Annotated in this window: 13 protein-coding genes; 8 read left to right on the forward strand and 5 right to left on the reverse strand. The window is 63.1% G+C overall.

What is annotated here, in order from left to right; all coding sequences use genetic code 11:
• The first annotated feature begins 75 nt into the window (after window positions 1-75).
• From cbiE to cobM, 3 genes are all read left to right on the forward strand, one after another.
• On the forward strand, window positions 76-1,335 hold the full coding sequence (gene cbiE, locus FNZ07_RS10890) for a precorrin-6y C5,15-methyltransferase (decarboxylating) subunit CbiE (RefSeq protein WP_091008658.1): 1,260 nt from the start codon (window positions 76-78) through the stop codon (window positions 1,333-1,335).
• On the forward strand, window positions 1,332-2,072 hold the full coding sequence (locus FNZ07_RS10895) for a cobalt-precorrin-6A reductase (RefSeq protein ID WP_091006127.1): 741 nt from the start codon (window positions 1,332-1,334) through the stop codon (window positions 2,070-2,072). The genes cbiE and FNZ07_RS10895 overlap by 4 nt, the downstream gene beginning before the upstream one ends.
• A 92-nt stretch (window positions 2,073-2,164) precedes the next feature.
• Window positions 2,165-2,908: a precorrin-4 C(11)-methyltransferase gene (gene cobM / locus FNZ07_RS10900; protein ID WP_091006129.1), complete on the forward strand. Its 744-nt coding sequence runs from the start codon at window positions 2,165-2,167 to the stop codon at window positions 2,906-2,908.
• 113 nt (window positions 2,909-3,021) lie between these two features.
• On the opposite strand, the gene FNZ07_RS10905 is transcribed toward cobM, so the two are convergent.
• Window positions 3,022-4,503: a sodium:solute symporter family protein gene (locus tag FNZ07_RS10905; RefSeq protein ID WP_091006132.1), complete on the reverse strand. Its 1,482-nt coding sequence runs from the start codon at window positions 4,501-4,503 to the stop codon at window positions 3,022-3,024.
• Window positions 4,500-4,715, reverse strand: coding sequence for a DUF3311 domain-containing protein (locus tag FNZ07_RS10910; RefSeq protein ID WP_091006135.1), 216 nt, complete (start codon window positions 4,713-4,715; stop codon window positions 4,500-4,502). Before FNZ07_RS10910 ends, FNZ07_RS10905 begins: the two co-directional genes overlap by 4 nt.
• A 311-nt stretch (window positions 4,716-5,026) precedes the next feature.
• Between FNZ07_RS10910 and FNZ07_RS10915 the strand changes: the two genes are divergently transcribed.
• Genes FNZ07_RS10915 through FNZ07_RS10935 form a run of 5 tightly spaced genes read left to right on the forward strand, consistent with a single transcriptional unit; the run spans window position 5,027 to window position 8,240 of the window.
• A complete protein-coding gene (locus tag FNZ07_RS10915) occupies window positions 5,027-5,698 on the forward strand; it encodes a MarC family protein (protein ID WP_091006138.1) in 672 nt (223 codons plus the stop codon).
• A 13-nt stretch (window positions 5,699-5,711) separates the two neighbouring features.
• Entirely contained in the window at window positions 5,712-6,545 is an 834-nt protein-coding gene (locus FNZ07_RS10920; protein WP_091006142.1) for a class II glutamine amidotransferase, read from the forward strand.
• Between the two features lie 48 nt (window positions 6,546-6,593).
• Window positions 6,594-7,082, forward strand: a complete 489-nt coding sequence (locus tag FNZ07_RS10925) for a hypothetical protein (RefSeq protein WP_091006145.1) — start codon at window positions 6,594-6,596, stop codon at window positions 7,080-7,082.
• Between the two features lie 13 nt (window positions 7,083-7,095).
• The gene (locus FNZ07_RS10930) at window positions 7,096-7,722 is read left to right on the forward strand and encodes a VC0807 family protein (RefSeq protein ID WP_091006148.1); all 627 of its coding nucleotides are present in this window, start codon (window positions 7,096-7,098) and stop codon (window positions 7,720-7,722) included.
• A gap of 17 nt (window positions 7,723-7,739) precedes the next feature.
• On the forward strand, window positions 7,740-8,240 hold the full coding sequence (locus FNZ07_RS10935; protein ID WP_091006151.1) for a dihydrofolate reductase: 501 nt from the start codon (window positions 7,740-7,742) through the stop codon (window positions 8,238-8,240).
• Between the two features lie 27 nt (window positions 8,241-8,267).
• On the opposite strand, the gene FNZ07_RS10940 is transcribed toward FNZ07_RS10935, so the two are convergent.
• The 3 genes from FNZ07_RS10940 to FNZ07_RS10950 all read right to left on the reverse strand — a co-directional run bounded on the left by FNZ07_RS10940 (window position 8,268) and on the right by FNZ07_RS10950 (window position 14,674).
• Window positions 8,268-10,184 carry an SMP-30/gluconolaconase/LRE-like region family protein gene (locus FNZ07_RS10940; RefSeq protein WP_091006154.1) on the reverse strand — a complete coding sequence of 639 codons (1,917 nt, stop codon included), beginning with the start codon at window positions 10,182-10,184 and terminating at the stop codon, window positions 8,268-8,270.
• Window positions 10,185-10,473: 289 nt separating this feature from the next.
• Complete coding sequence (locus FNZ07_RS10945; protein WP_091006157.1) at window positions 10,474-11,613, reverse strand: acyltransferase family protein; 1,140 nt, start codon at window positions 11,611-11,613, stop codon at window positions 10,474-10,476.
• Window positions 11,614-11,962: 349 nt separating this feature from the next.
• A complete protein-coding gene (locus tag FNZ07_RS10950; RefSeq protein WP_245811268.1) occupies window positions 11,963-14,674 on the reverse strand; it encodes a S9 family peptidase in 2,712 nt (903 codons plus the stop codon).
• Window positions 14,675-14,686: the final 12 nt, after the last annotated feature.

Consider the following 14,686-nt stretch of genomic DNA (forward strand, 5'->3'; position numbering starts at 1 on the left):
ATAGCGCCACGATGGGCCGCCCTTATGCGGCGTGCCATGGCGAGCAAGCGAGAGAACGACGATGAGGATGGCGGGATGCCTGCGTGGTTGACGGTGGTGGGCATCGGTGAAGAGGGTTTCGCCGGTCTGGGGCGCGCGGCGCGGCGTGCGTTGCTCGATGCTTCGGTGGTGGTAGGCGGCGAGCGCCATCTCGCGATGTTGCCCGCGCGTTTGCGCGCACGTCGCGAGTCCTGGCCGCGACCCTTCGATCTCGCGCCGTTGCTCGCACATCGACACACACCGGTATGCGTACTGGCGAGCGGCGATCCGATGCTGTTCGGTGTCGGCGCGACGCTCGCACGCGAGCTTCCCGCCGACGAACTGCGTGTGCTGCCCGCACCGTCTTCGCTGTCGCTGGCCGCGGCGCGCGTCGGCTGGCCGTTGCAGGATGTGACGGTGCTGTCGCTGGTCGGCCGGCCGCTTGCCGCGGTGCATGCGCATCTGCACGACGGCGCGCGTCTGCTGGTGCTGAGCAGCGACGGCGCATCCCCGGCGGCGCTTGCGGCGCTACTCGACGCACGCGGTTTCGGTGCCACGCGGATGATCGTGCTCGAACACCTGGGCGGCCCGCTCGAGCGCCGTATCGATGCGCGCGCCGATGCCTGGCAGGCCGGCGAGGTCGCGGCGCTGAATCTCGTCGCACTCGAATGCCGCGCAAGCGTCGGCGCAACCATATGGCCGCTCACGCCAGGTCTGCCCGACGACGCCTATCTCAACGACGGGCAACTGACAAAGCGCGACATCCGTGCGCTGGCGCTTGCGCATCTTGTGCCCGTGCCTGGCGAACTGCTGTGGGATGTCGGTGCGGGCGCGGGTTCGATCGGGATCGAATGGATGCGCGCGCATCCATCGTGCCGTGCGATTGCGATCGAGGCCGATTCGCAGCGGCAGAATTTCATCGCGCACAATCGCAATGCGCTCGGCGTGCCTGGCCTGCAACTCGTCGCAGGTAGCGCGCCAGCCGCACTAGAGGGGCTGCCTGCGCCGGACGCGATTTTTATCGGCGGCGGGGTGACGACGGCGGGTGTGCTCGATGCGTGCTGGGCTCGCCTGCGGCCCGGTGGCCGGCTGGTCGCGAATGCAGTGACGGTGCAGGGCGAGGCGAGGCTCGTCGCGTGGCGCGGCGCGCATGGCGGCACGCTGACGCGTATCGCGCTCGCACATGTGCAGCCGCTCGGCGGTTTCGATACGTGGCGACCGACGCTGCCGGTCACGCTGCTCGATAGCCGCAAGCCTTTCGATGAACCTTCAGAGTCGAGCACTGCGGCGGTTGTCGGCACCGCACCGCCTCGATGACACGCATCCTGCTACTCGGCGGCACGGGCGACGCGCTGCGTATCGCGCGTGCGTTGCCTTCGACCGGCACATCCGATGGCCCGCACGTCTACAGCCTCGCCGGCCTCGGCAAGGTACCCGACGATCTCGCAAGCGCGGTGCGCACCGGCGGCTTCGGCGGCGCGGCCGGGCTTACGCGCTATCTGCTGGACGAACGGATCGGGTTAGTGGTCGATGCAACCCATCCGTACGCCGCGCAGATCAGCGCAAATGCAGCGACAGCGAGCCGTTCGGCGAACCTGCCTTACTGGGCCCTGCGGCGCGCGGCCTGGCAGCCGCGGGCCGGCGACGACTGGCGCTGGTGTGACGACTGGTACGGCATCGTCAGCCTGCTCGAACCGTTTGCGCGCCCGCTCTTCACGCTGGGACGCGAACCGCTTGCCCATCTCGACGCGATTCCCGCGCATCAGCAGTGGACCATCCGCTGTCTCGACGCGCATCCGGGCAATGCCCGCGCCCGTGTGCTCGATGCGCGCGGACCGTTTTCGCACGAAGGCGAGCGCACATTGTTCGACAGACATGCATTCGACGTCGTAATCAGCAAGAATAGCGGGGGCAGTGCGACCTCGGCAAAACTCGACGTCGCACGCGAACGGAGCGTGCCGGTGATCATCCTGCGGCGCCCCACGTTGCCCGCGGCCGATCGCGAGTTCGACGATCCGGCCGACCTGCTGCACGCGCTGCGGACCATACCCTGATACGACGTGCGTGCGACATCGAGCAGCGCTCGACGAGCGCTGCCTCATCGCAGCTTCCCATTCATTCTTTCTTTCTGATCACGGAGTGTGGCATGACGGTGTTTTTTATCGGCGCAGGGCCGGGCGATCCCGAACTGATCACCGTAAAGGGGCAGCGTCTCGTGCGCACCTGCCCGGTGATTCTGTATGCCGGCTCGCTGGTGCCGTCTGCCGTGCTCGACGGGCACGCGGCGGAGCGCGTGGTGAACACCGCGGATCTCGATCTCGACACGATCGTCGCGCTGCTGGTCGAGGCACACCGCAAAGGCCAGGACGTCGCACGCGTACATTCCGGCGACCCGTCTCTGTACGGCGCGATCGGCGAGCAGATCCGGCGTCTGCGTGAACAGGGCGTGCCTTACGAGATCGTGCCGGGCGTCACCGCAGTCGCGGCGGTGGCTGCGACGCTCGGTTGCGAACTGACGCTGCCGGATGTCTCGCAGACCGTGATTCTGACGCGCTTCGCGCGCAAGACGAACATGCCGCCCGGCGAACAGCTGGGCGACCTCGCGCGGCATCGCGCGACGATGGCGATCCATCTCGGCGTGCGGCATCTGGCGCACATCGTCGACGAACTGATGCCGCATTACGGCGCGACGTGTCCGGTGGCCGTGGTCTATCGCGCGAGCTGGCCCGATGAAGAGCGCGTGTCAGGCACGCTCGCCGATATCGTCGCGAAGGTGAAAGCAACCGACATCGAGCGGACGGCGCTGATCCTGGTCGGCCGGGTGCTGACGGTGGAGAAGTTTTCGGACTCGACGCTGTATGCGAAGGATGCGGGGCGGTCGGCAAGTTGAGTGTAAGCGTGAATTCCGGGTGCGATGCGCAATGAGCCGCACGCCGTGTTCATGGCATGCGGCTCATTGCGCTAACAACGCACAGTTACCAACGACTCACGACGAACGGCTCACTACGCCCGCGTCTGCGCAGCGGTTTCCCCAGACTGCACGCGCGGCTGCGTCAGCGCGCTCACCACGACGAACACGATGATGTTCAACGCGAGCGCGATGAAGCCGATGTTCATGTCCTTCAGCGGCTCCGGCAGGAACGGCAGCAACTGGCCGACGCTCAGGTGCATCAGCGTCGTCACCGCAACCACCGCGACGCCGACCACGATCCCGCAGAACGCACCTTGCTTCGTCGCGCGGTTACGCGGCGCGAGGCTGCAGATCAGCGCCGGGAACAGCTGCGTGACGAAGCTGTAACCCATCAGCAGCAGGGCGACGATTGTTTCGCCGCCGTGCAGCGTGAACGCCACCGCGACCAGCGCAACGACCGGCACGAGCACGCGTGCAATCTTCGTGACGGTCGCGTCGGACGCACTGCGCTGTAGGCCGCCGCGATACACGTCGTTGGCGAGCAGCGTCGACGCGGTCGTCAGGATCATCGAACCCGGCACCAGCGCGGTCAGCACGCCGGCCGCGCCGACCACGCCGACGAACCACGGGTCGAACGTCTGGATCGTCAGGCGGAACAGCGACAGATCGATGTCGCCGCCTTTCAGGCCCGGTATTTTCAACGTCGCCGCGAAGCCGACGAAGAACACGAACAGCAGGATCAACTGGTAGAGCGGCAGGACGGCTGCGTTGCGGCGGAAGATGCGCTCGTCTTTCGCGGTGAAGACCGAGCCGAACGTATGCGGCCACATGAAGAAGCCGAGTGCCGTGAGCAGCACGGTCGACTGGAACCAGATCACGCTCGAGCCTTTGGCAGGGAAGCTCAGGAAGCCGGGCCGCGCGGTATCGATCGCATGGAACATGTCGCCGAGGCCGCCGTAGTAGTGGATCGGCAGATAGATGCCGAGAAACAGCACGATCGCGAGGATCAGTGTGTCCTTGACCACCGAATTCCATGCGGAGCCGCGTACGCCCGAGACGATCACGTAGGCGGTGACGACGACCGCGCCGATCCATACCGCGGCGCTCGACGAAATCGCGCCATACGATGTAATGGCAACGATGATGCCGAGCCCTTTTAGCTGCAGCACCAGGTACGGAATCAGCGCAGCGACCCCGACGAGCGCCACCAGCACGCCGAGCGCCGGGCTCGCGTATTTGCGCGTGAAGAAATGCGGCTGCGACACGAGCCGGTTTGCTTTTGCGTAGCGCCAGACGGGCGGCAGCATCCAGTACGACAGGATGTACGCGAGCGTGGCATACGCGAGGATGTAGTAAACCGGTGCGCCTTTGCCGTAGGCGAAACCACTGCCGCCGAGGAACGTGAAGGTCGTGTAGATCTCGCCGGCCATCAGCAGGAACACGAAGGCCGTGCCGAAGCTGCGTCCGCCCACGGTCCACTGTTCGAGGTTCATGTCGTGCCCGCGCCGGGCGCGTACGCCGAGATACAGCGCGAACAGCGTGACGGCCGCAATGATGACGAGAGCGCTGCTCATGAGCGGACCTCGGCGGCTGCGTCGGCGGCTTGCCGGTTGACGGGATCGAAACGGTAGACGATGGCCATGATGACTGCGCTCAGCACGACCCAGAGCACGATCCAGGCGAGCACGAGCGGCATGCCGAACACCAGCGGCTCGACGCGGTTGACGAACGGAACGCCGAGCAGGATGCCGATAAACGGCAGCGCGGCGAGCAGGCGAAGGAACATGGGGACCACTCCTGGAACCGGGTTGAGCGTCGTATGGACGAGCGGGGCTTCGGCCCCGACTGTATGCCGGATGGTTCTGCGCCGTAAAGGTTGTCAAAAATGTGAAGGGCGGGTGAAAGATGTCGTGCGGTCGGCCGTGACCATCCATAGCGAGCGTTGCGGCATGCTGCGGACGATTCGTTGCGGTTACACTGAGCGGCGCGTCGCATCGGGCAGCAGCATGTTGCGACGCAAGAAAAAACGGCTGGCCGGCATCCCGACGATAGCGACGATGCAGGCCAGCGGTCAGCCGATGTGGACTCGACACCGACATGATCAATAGCCTGATTCCAGACATTCTGTTCGGCTTCACCGGACTGATCAGCATCATCAACCCGGTGGGCGTTGCCTTTGTTTTTCTCGACCGCGCCGAATCGCTGAGCAGCGTAGAGCGGACCGCTCTCGCACGGCGTGTGGCGATCAACTCGTTCTTCGTGCTGCTGGTGGCGTTCTTCGTCGGCACACCGATCCTGCATTTCTTCGGTATTTCGATGGAGGCGCTGCGCATCGGCGGCGGTCTCGCGGTGGCGGTGAGCGGCTGGAAAATGCTCAACGCTCCCGACCGGCGCCCCGACGAAGCAGCGGTCCAGCAACTGAGCGCGGACGACGTGAAATCGAAAGCGTTCTTTCCACTGACGATGCCGCTTACCACCGGCCCCGGCACCATCGCCACCGCGATCGCGCTGAACGCGAACCGCACGCACAAGCTCTCGGAGTTCGTCATGTCGGCGGTTGCATCGGTGTCGATCAGCGTGCTGGTGATGTTCGCGATCTATCTGACCTACAGCCGCGCCGAGGTGTTTGCGCGCTACCTCGGTGTGGACGGGACGAAGGTCGCGCTGCGTGTGTCGGCGTTTCTGCTGCTGTGCATCGGCGTGCAGATCATTCTGACCGGGGTTTCGGAATTTCTCGCGCCGCTTGCCGGCGTGCGCGGAGCCAACTGAAGGGAGACCGACCATGTGCCGCTGGCTTGCCTACACGGGGAATCCGATCCAGCTCGAGACCGTGCTGTTCAGGGCGCAACATTCGCTAATCGACCAGAGCCTGCATGCGCGCCTCGGCGCGACGACCACCAACGGCGACGGCTTCGGCGTCGGCTGGTACGGACATCCAACCGACATTCCGTTTCGTTATCGTTGCGTGCAACCGGCGTGGAGCGATCGCAACCTGCGCGAGGCTGCGCGCGCGGTGCGTGCGGGACGGTTCGTCGCACATATCCGCGCGGCAACCGACACACCGGTGCAGGAAACCAATTGCCATCCGTTCCGTCACGGGCGCTGGCTCTTCGTGCACAACGGCTCGATCCGTAATTTCCCGGCGGTGCGGCGCGACCTGATACTCGCCGTCGCGCCCGAGTTGTTCATGGGCATGGAAGGCTCGACCGATTCGGAACTGATGTTCTTTCTCGCGCTGACGTTCGGGCTCGAGCAGGAACCGGTCCGTGCGCTCGAACGGATGGTGGGCTTCGTCGAGGAAACCGGCAGGCGGCACGGTGTCGAGCATCCGATCACCATGACCGTGTGCGCGATGGACGGCGAGCGAGTCATCGCAGTCCGCTATTCGAGCGAGACCGATTCCAGGTCGCTGTTTCATAGCACGTCGTTCAGGCATCTGCACGAGCTGTATCCGGAGGACCCGCGTATCAAGGCGGTGGGCGACGATGCGTACCTCGTGTTGTCCGAACCGCTCGTCGATTTGCCGGGCGTGTGGGAAGAGGTGCCCGAAGCGACGGCGATCGTTGCGCGCGGCGAGGATATCCAGCAACGCATATTTCGGCCACAGGCGGGTTAGGCACGCGGGCGTGCGGGCAACTACGTGCGTCAATCGATGTATCCGTGAATGGGTGAACTCATGACGCAGGACTTCGCAAAGACACTCCAGACGGAGGCGCCCGGACACCGATCGATCGCTGTCAGCGCGGCGATTGTCGTGCTGATACTCGCGGGCGTGCTCGGCTTCGAGGTCTACACATGGCACGCGGCCTGGAGCGACCCAGGGAGGACGACCCGCACTATCGGCGCTCACCTCTACGGAGAGTTACAGGCCGTGGAATTCGATGTTCTTTCGGGCAAAATCAAGGACGCGAATGATCCACGACTCGCCGCTATCGGGGACGAAATTTCAGCGTACGAAAATACCCGTCAGAACCGGAGTTTCGACGACACGATGTTGTTCGAAGGACTGCATGAATACGCGGCGGAGTTAGGCGCGATCGCGGGGGACGATGTTGCCCGTTTGCAGCCGCTGGCTCGTGAAGACGATCTGATGCCACTCAGGCAGCGCAAGGCGGAGATCGAGAAATACCTGAACCAGACTAAAGCCCCCTGAACGCAGGAGCACCATGAAAATACGTGCAGGTCTCGTTGTCGAACTGGTGTGCAATCTGCTGCTGCCGTGGCTCGCGTACCGCGCGGCGCTACCGCTTTGGGGAGATGTCGGGGCGCTCTATGCATCGGGGGTTCCGCCCATCGTGTGGAGCGTGGTCCAGTTCGCGAGATCGCGCCGGGTCGATGCGTTGAGTGCGCTGGTTCTGCTCGGTATTGTGCTGTCGCTGCTGATGATGGCGTTGGGTGGGAGTCCACGCCTGCTGCTGATACGCGAGTCGCTGGTGACGGGAGCGATAGGCGCGGTGTTCCTGTTGTCGCTGATGTTCACCAAGCCGGCGATCTTCTATCTTGCACGCGCCACGGTGGCGAGGGAGCGCGAAAACGGCGACGCGGATTTCGAGGCTGGATGGCATAAATGGCCGAAGATGCGCGCGTCGATCCGCCTGATGACCTGGGTATGGGGTATTGGACTTGTCGGGGAATGCGCGTTACGTTGCTGGCTCGTCTGGCAATGGTCGGTCGAGCGATATCTGGTTGTGTCGCCGGTTATCGGCTATGGCATTTTCGGTGGCTTGACGTTGTGGACGATGTGGTACGCACGACAGATGCGGCAGCGAGCGAGACTGGCCGCGGCCGGCTAACCGAAACAAGACAGACGATGCTAAACGGTAAACGGGTTTCGATGGTGGCGGCAATGGGCCGCAACCGGGTGATCGGGATGGGCAACGACATTCCGTGGAAGATTCCCGGCGAGCAGCGGCACTTTCGTCAATTGACCGAAGGGCAGCTCGTCGTGATGGGGCGGCGTACCTATGAATCGATCGGACGACCGCTGCCGGATCGCGACTTGCTCGTCGTCGGCTCGGTGCCTGTCATCGCACCGCGCACGATGACGTGTACTTCCATGGAACAGGTGACGAATGCAATTGCCCGTGACGCTCGCGACGAAGTGTTCATCGCGGGTGGCGAGCAGATCTACCGCCTGTTTCTTCCGTATGCCGACACGGTCTATCTCACCGAAGTAGACCTCGCGCCCGCTGGAGACGCACGGTTTCCAGAGCTGCCGGCTTCCTTTGTCTGCGTCGACGAAGAGATCGTAGAGGGTCCGGTCAACTATGTGCGCCGGACTCTCACCAACGGCTTTTCTCGCGGCACGTAACCGAAAGCGAAACCAGAGTCCGACCCATCACGGCGTCCAGCGATGAACGATGATGCTGGAGTTGTTGTAGTTATCCTTCGTGATCAGATACTGCCCGGTCGACTGCAGGTAGGCCCTGAGGCCATACATCGAATCGACATCGTTACCGACGCTCACGGTGCTGGTGTCGGCGTTGATCAGCGTGGTGTCCAGGTTGCCGGTGGTGAGATTGAACACGTCGATGTTGGGTACGGTGTGGACGTATCCGGCGAACAGGTAATTGCCGGCCGCTGTGATCGACTTGGGGTTGCTGACGGTGAACACAGGATTGGGGTGGGTCATGTTGCCCGCAGCCCAGCCGTGATACACCTCGATCCGCGTGCCAATCGACGTCCAGTCAACGCTGCCGATAATGCCTTGCGCGAGGATCATCGTATCGCTGTCCGCGAGGTAGAGGATGCGCGTGAGCGGTTGAACGCTGGCCGGAATGGGCAGGGCAATCGCGGGGCCCCATGACGGCTTGCCGCTCGCGTCGAAGCCTGCCAACGGATAGTGATAGATCTGGTTCGTCTGATCGAGACCGGCCCAGACATCTCCTTTGCTATCGAGAGAAAATTCTGCCGTGACTGGTGCGGTCGTATTGAACGCCGTACCCGGAAGCGACGCATCCGGTATTGCGATGTAGCCGTTCGCGGCGTTGAAGTGGAACAGGTAGAAGATCGCCGGGTTCTGTCCGGATGCGACCAGAATTCGATTGCCGTCTACCGAGACGAGCTGGCCGAAATGTTCATCGCGCTGCGTGTCGTTGATGTTGATGCGCGGATCGGACGGATAGTCGATCGGGTTGACGGTGTTCGCGACGAAGGTTCCGCCCGCGGTGCCGCTATAGATGTTGGTGCCGCTATAGAACAAGGCGCCGTCCGTACCCGGATCAGGCGCGGCGACGCCCTCGAAGTTCAGTGACTGCAGTTTCCACTGCAGGGTGCCCTGATTGTTATAGGCGTGAATGTCGGTGCCACCGTTGCGGCCGAGATCCCAGCCTCCGCCCCACGGGTTGTTCAGCACATAGAGGTTGCCCGCGGTGTCTTTGCCGATGCCCGCAACGCGTGTGAAGCGCTTGTCGCCGACCTGACCTTTGGTCCCAGACGTGTTGTCGAGATATCCGCCCTGAATGCCAAACGTGCTTGCCAGCGACGGGGTGCCCGCTATGGAGTAGAGCTTGATGTTCATGTCAGGCCCTTCATCGCCGACCATCAGCAGCCCCGTCGACGCATCGAAGTACAGCGCCGATGGTTGCGAACCAGTGGGCATCTGGATGGTATTGCGCTGCGCGCCGGTCGAACTGAATTCGGCGATCGTGCCCGCGCTTTTCTGGGCGACCCAGAGATTGCCGGAGCCGTCGATAGCGAGGGCGCCTGGGCCCGTCACGTTGATGTCCTGCTGCCAGACGCCGGCCGTTGTATAGACGCGAACCCGGTTGCCAGGAAGGTCGCTCGCGTAAAGCAACGAGCCCGACGTGGCGAGCCCGGTGATCACATCGGCACGTTTCTCGGTCGTATCGGCGCTGACGTTGATGAGCAGATCGCGTGTTTGCGTGCTGCGGTTGTAGCGTCCCACCGCGCCGCTTCCGTACACCCGGCTGGACTGCAAGGCGACGAAGATCGACGTGGCATTGCCGGTAATGGCGCTGCCCTGGAACTCGTTGTGCAGGCCAAACGAACCGATGCTCTTGCCGCTCTGGTAGAGCGCAACGCCGCCTTCGTTTTCGTCCCAGAACGACGCCGTGTAAATGACACCTTCGGGTGCGACCCAGATCGAACGCGCGGCACTACCTACATAAGTGGTGCTGGTCCCAAACGTGTTCGCGATCCACTCGGTGGTGTATTGCTGAGCCTGAGACGCCGGCGAAATCGTAGCGATCAGCATTGCGACAAGAAATGCGCAATGGATGCGTGGCTTGATCATGATCGATGATCTCCTGACTGTAGCGCCTCGATAACATCGATCGCAGGGTGCGATCACGTTGGGGCTTCGCGACCGGGAAGAGCCGAGATGAAAATCTCACACGGTGCTCAAGATGGGCGGCAGCGCGTACTGAGTATCGGAGAAAAAAATATTCGTCTGACAATAAAAAAATTCGCGCCCGTGACAAACCGGGACACGGAGGCGAATTCGAAAAACTGCCGCTACAGGAACGCGGATTGCTACCTGGCGGCGGCAGGTAGCGGGGTCAACTTCGGCATCAACTTCGGGGTCAACTCGTGGGTGCGGCGCCTTGCGCGCTGCGTCTCGTCAGCGCTTTCCCGAGAATCATCGATGGGCGTTCTATCAGGTGGTACGTGACAGCCGCGACTGGAATGACCAGCGCAGCGGCGAGACCGAGCGCTACCCATGCGGTATCGGCGGAGGGCATCAAATGGATGATCGACAGCAGCACGACCGTGTGCGTGAGATAGAGGCTATATGAGAGCGAGCCTAGATACATGACAGGCCTAAGCTCAAGCAACGATGTGATGCGGCTCGATGCGATCGAGGTGCACATGATTCCCGCAGCGCCTGCCGCGCATCCCCAGTCAAAGAGAAAATCTCCGACCCCATCGGGCGCGATGCCGGGTAGGGCCCTCGACATAAAGTAAAGCGCGAGCGATACAACGAGGACCGCCGTCTTGCGGGCGCGACTGGACAGCCATGCTTGCCAGCGCGCGCGGTGAATGGCCAGCACGGCGCCGACGATGAAGATGCTCGCGTAATGAGCTGTCAAGGTCCAGGCGACCCTTAAGTTCGCATTTGACGGTTCGGCGCTCCGCGCGACCAGGAGCACGTAGGCACCGGCGGATATCAGCATGGCCGTTGCAAGCGACCCACGCGGCTGCGCGCGTGCGGCTACATACACTACCAGCGGAAAGAACAGCGAGATCCGCATTTCGTAAATCAATGTCCAGATCACCGGGATGACATGATCGGCGTGGTATTTGCCGATGAAGGTGACATGGCTCAGGACATCGTCTTTCGAAAATGAACCGTCCCACGCACTGTTGGCCCATCCACCTGCCCACGGAACGGGGCCGTGAAACACGACGCTGATCACGCCATATGTAAAAACCAGCACCACGATATAGGGCAGGTAAATCCGGCAGATGCGTTTGATCAGGTATTGGCCGAAGGTCGGCCCTCGCCGCGAAGTCAGTTGCAGGGTCAGCACGAACCCGCTGATGATAAAGAACAGAATGACAGCGTCATGACCTGTCAGAAGAAAACGCAACGGCGTGTTCCAGACCCAATGCAGCGGCGTGAGGATCGAGAGGTGATTGAATACGATGGTCAGCGCGGCGATGCCGCGTAACGCGTCGAGTTGCTTGAAGTACGAGCTTCTGGGCCGGGCACCGTCGTTCATCAAAGGATCAACCTCTCGAACAACGCGCGTAACGTGTTTGCCTGGCGGGTAGGGTCGAACTGAAGAAAAGCGCCAAAAGATTTTTTACCGGAACGAGGAGAGGCCCGTGAGGGACGACACGGGCGGAGGTGAGCAAACCTTGTTCCTCGATTGGCTCGTCACGCGATGTCGGTGTGACGCACCGTTGCTTCAACGTCTTTCAGCGCAGGCCGATGCGCGAGACCTCACCGATCCACGTGTCTTTCGTTCATGCCGATGTAGATTTTGCTGGCCGCGAGCGCGCGTTTTACATGCAGTCGTCGCCCGTCGGCGGCATGCGATAGCGCATGCTGTCGGCGGGCGATGGGTTTTATTGCGCGTGGGGCGTTGCGATCGTTGCAGCGGTTGAATCCGATGCCCCCGATGCCGCAGCAGCCGCCCGCGGCGGTGCATTTTTCACATAGCGGTCGAACCAGCGCTCCATCTCGTACACGAGTTGCTCATTCGATTCGAGTGCCGAGTACCAGTGCGGCTCGTGCGGCAGCATCACGAGCCGTGTGGTCCCGCCGTTGCCGCGCAGTGCTTCGTACAGCAGCGTCGACTGCAGCGGCGTGGTCCCGGGATTCGCATCGTCCATGCCGTGCACGATCAGCAAGGGCGTCTTCAACTGATCGGCGTAGAAGAACGGCGACACCTTCAGATAAACGTCCTGCGCCTGCCACACCGAACGTCGCTCGTTCTGGAAGCCGAACGGCGTGAGCGTCTTGTTGTATGAGCCGCTCGTTGCCACACCGGCACGGAACAGACTGGAATGTGCCAGCAGATTGGCGGTCATCAGCGCGCCGTGGCTATGACCGGTTACGCCGATGCGGTCCGGGTCGACAACGCCAAGCCGCACCGCTTCGTCGACCGCGGCCTGCGCATCGGCGACGAGTTGTTCGTTGTAGGTGTCGTAGGCATGCTTCGGGTCGCCGATCACCGGGAACGACACGTTATCGATAATCGCGTAGCCGGCCAGCAGCATCAGCCGGTAATTCTTCAGACGCGTGAACGTCTGCTCGGAACCGCTCACTTGGCCGGCCGTCGCCGCATCGGCATAGTCGAGCGGATAGGCATACAGGATCGCGGGAACGCGCGTGCCTTCCCGATAGCCCGGCGGCGTGTACAGCGTGAACGACAGGTCGAGTCCATCGGCGCGCTTGTACTTGACCAGACGCTTCTTGATCTGACGTACCACCGGCGTCGGATCGACGAGATGGGTGACGGCAGTCTCGCTCGACGCGTAGCGCGCTTCACCGGCCGGCGCGTCGACCGGGGTGCCGAGCGTGCGCTGGAACAGATTCGGCGGATCGAGCGGCGTCTGGCGCCAGGTCAGGAACGACTGGGTGCCCGAGCCCGTGAACGCAACGAACGACTCAAGAGCCGTCTTGTCGCTGCGGAACAGGCGCTCGGTTTTGAGTGTCGCGAGATCGAGCCGGTCGAGGAACGGCCGGTTGCCGGCGGGCGATGCGCCTTGCCCGTTGAGGAACATCGCACCGTCGTCGATGCGGATCACGCGAAAGCCGTTCGGCTGAATGCGCGTGACCGGTGCGCCGGGGTCCGCATATTGTTCGTCGCTCGACAGATCCCACAGCACGCGTTGCGTGACCTGCGGAGCGTCGACGTCGACCATGAAGGTGCGCTGCCAGTGACGGTTGTTGTCGTACTCGGAGAGCAGCGCGAGATCCGCTTGCGAGGTCCAGCCGAAGCCTGCGTAACGTTGGTGCAGACGCGTCAGTTCGCGCGGCGCTTCGTTAAACGGAGCCTTCAGCATCATGACCTTGTCGCGCTCAGGCACATCGACGTTCCAGTCGCCGCCGTCGAGCGCCTCGGCCCATACGAGCGTAGCCGGTTCGGTTGCCCGCCATGAGAAATCGCGCGGCCCGAGCGGCACGCCGGAGACCGGCACGCGGTCGGCAAGCGGACGCGACACGATCAGGTGGGTTGCGATCTGCGTGCGGTTCGCAATGTCCCACACCGTGTAATCGTGCGGGAAGCGCTCGGCGGTCGTCACGTAGGAATACGGCCGCTGGATCGTGGACACCAGCACGTGCTGCCCATCCGGCGCCGGTGCGATGCCGTCGAACAACGCGGGTGCACCGAGCGGTGTGACGGCGAGCGTGCGTGTGTCGATCCGCGCGAGCTGCGAGGTGCCGTAATAGTCGAATAGCGCTTCGTCGTGGACGTTCCTGAGCGTGTCGCGCGCTTCGTACGTGCTGCTCTGGCCGCGCCGGCCGTCGGATTCCTGAATGCCTGGGCCGACCGACTCGTCGGTGGCAACCGGCGGTGGGCCCTGGTGCGTCGGAATCATCTTCACGAGCAGCGAGGTCTGATCGGGCATCCACGTCAGATCGTCGCCGAGCATCGGATTCAACTGCACGCCCGGAATACGGCGCACTGCGCCTGTTTCACCGTCGCCGATCCACAGGTCGACGGAATGGGCGGTCACGTTTTCGAATGCGAAGCGCTTGCCGTCGGCACTCCAGCGTGGACGCGTCGCGCAGACGCCGGGCGGCAACGCTATCGGCCGCGTTGCACCAGTCGCATCGGTCGCGAACGGCACCAGTTCGAAACGGGTCGCGCACGCCGGGATGCCGTAACCGCCCGGCGTGTCGTGCCGGCTGCGATTGGCGGGTTCGACGCGCACGCCTGCAAGGCGCAGGAACGGCGTCGCCACGCGTGCGATGGACGGATATTCCTGCGCGCTGACGAGCAGTGCGCGGTCGGCGCCTGGGCTGATGACCGGAACTGGCAGCGGCGCCGCGAGCATCACATCCAGAATCGCTTTAGACGGCTGGTTATAGGCTGAGGCGGTGGTTTTGGTTGAGGCCGGCGTCGGTGTTGACGATGCTGTGCCGGATTGCTGGGCGAATGCGCTTTGGGCAGCAATCGACACAGCAAACGCGGCAACGGCGAGACGGGGTGTAACGAAGCGAGAGATCATCGTATGCGTGGCAGGTTTTGCGGAGGTCAGGTCTTCGGGCGATGTAACAACGCGCAGTATTGCATGTAGCTGGCGCGACGCCGTGAGCAGATTTGTCACATCCGGGCTTGC

It is taken from the genome of Paraburkholderia megapolitana (assembly GCF_007556815.1).
GTDB classification, from domain to species: Bacteria; Pseudomonadota; Gammaproteobacteria; order Burkholderiales; family Burkholderiaceae; genus Paraburkholderia; species Paraburkholderia megapolitana.

Excerpts from the sequence above, each read along its gene's own strand:
- FNZ07_RS10905 (WP_091006132.1), bottom strand. The coding sequence starts at position 4,503 with ATGAGCAGCGCTCTCGTCATCATTGCGGCCGTCACGCTGTTCGCGCTG.
- FNZ07_RS10915 (WP_091006138.1), top strand. The coding sequence starts at position 5,027 with ATGATCAATAGCCTGATTCCAGACATTCTGTTCGGCTTCACCGGACTG.
- FNZ07_RS10925 (WP_091006145.1), top strand. The coding sequence starts at position 6,594 with ATGGGTGAACTCATGACGCAGGACTTCGCAAAGACACTCCAGACGGAG.
- FNZ07_RS10895 (WP_091006127.1), top strand. The coding sequence starts at position 1,332 with ATGACACGCATCCTGCTACTCGGCGGCACGGGCGACGCGCTGCGTATC.
- FNZ07_RS10910 (WP_091006135.1), bottom strand. The coding sequence starts at position 4,715 with ATGTTCCTTCGCCTGCTCGCCGCGCTGCCGTTTATCGGCATCCTGCTC.
- FNZ07_RS10935 (WP_091006151.1), top strand. The coding sequence starts at position 7,740 with ATGCTAAACGGTAAACGGGTTTCGATGGTGGCGGCAATGGGCCGCAAC.
- FNZ07_RS10945 (WP_091006157.1), bottom strand. The coding sequence starts at position 11,613 with ATGAACGACGGTGCCCGGCCCAGAAGCTCGTACTTCAAGCAACTCGAC.
- FNZ07_RS10940 (WP_091006154.1), bottom strand. The coding sequence starts at position 10,184 with ATGATCAAGCCACGCATCCATTGCGCATTTCTTGTCGCAATGCTGATC.
- cbiE (WP_091008658.1), top strand. The coding sequence starts at position 76 with ATGCCTGCGTGGTTGACGGTGGTGGGCATCGGTGAAGAGGGTTTCGCC.
- FNZ07_RS10930 (WP_091006148.1), top strand. The coding sequence starts at position 7,096 with ATGAAAATACGTGCAGGTCTCGTTGTCGAACTGGTGTGCAATCTGCTG.
- cobM (WP_091006129.1), top strand. The coding sequence starts at position 2,165 with ATGACGGTGTTTTTTATCGGCGCAGGGCCGGGCGATCCCGAACTGATC.
- FNZ07_RS10920 (WP_091006142.1), top strand. The coding sequence starts at position 5,712 with ATGTGCCGCTGGCTTGCCTACACGGGGAATCCGATCCAGCTCGAGACC.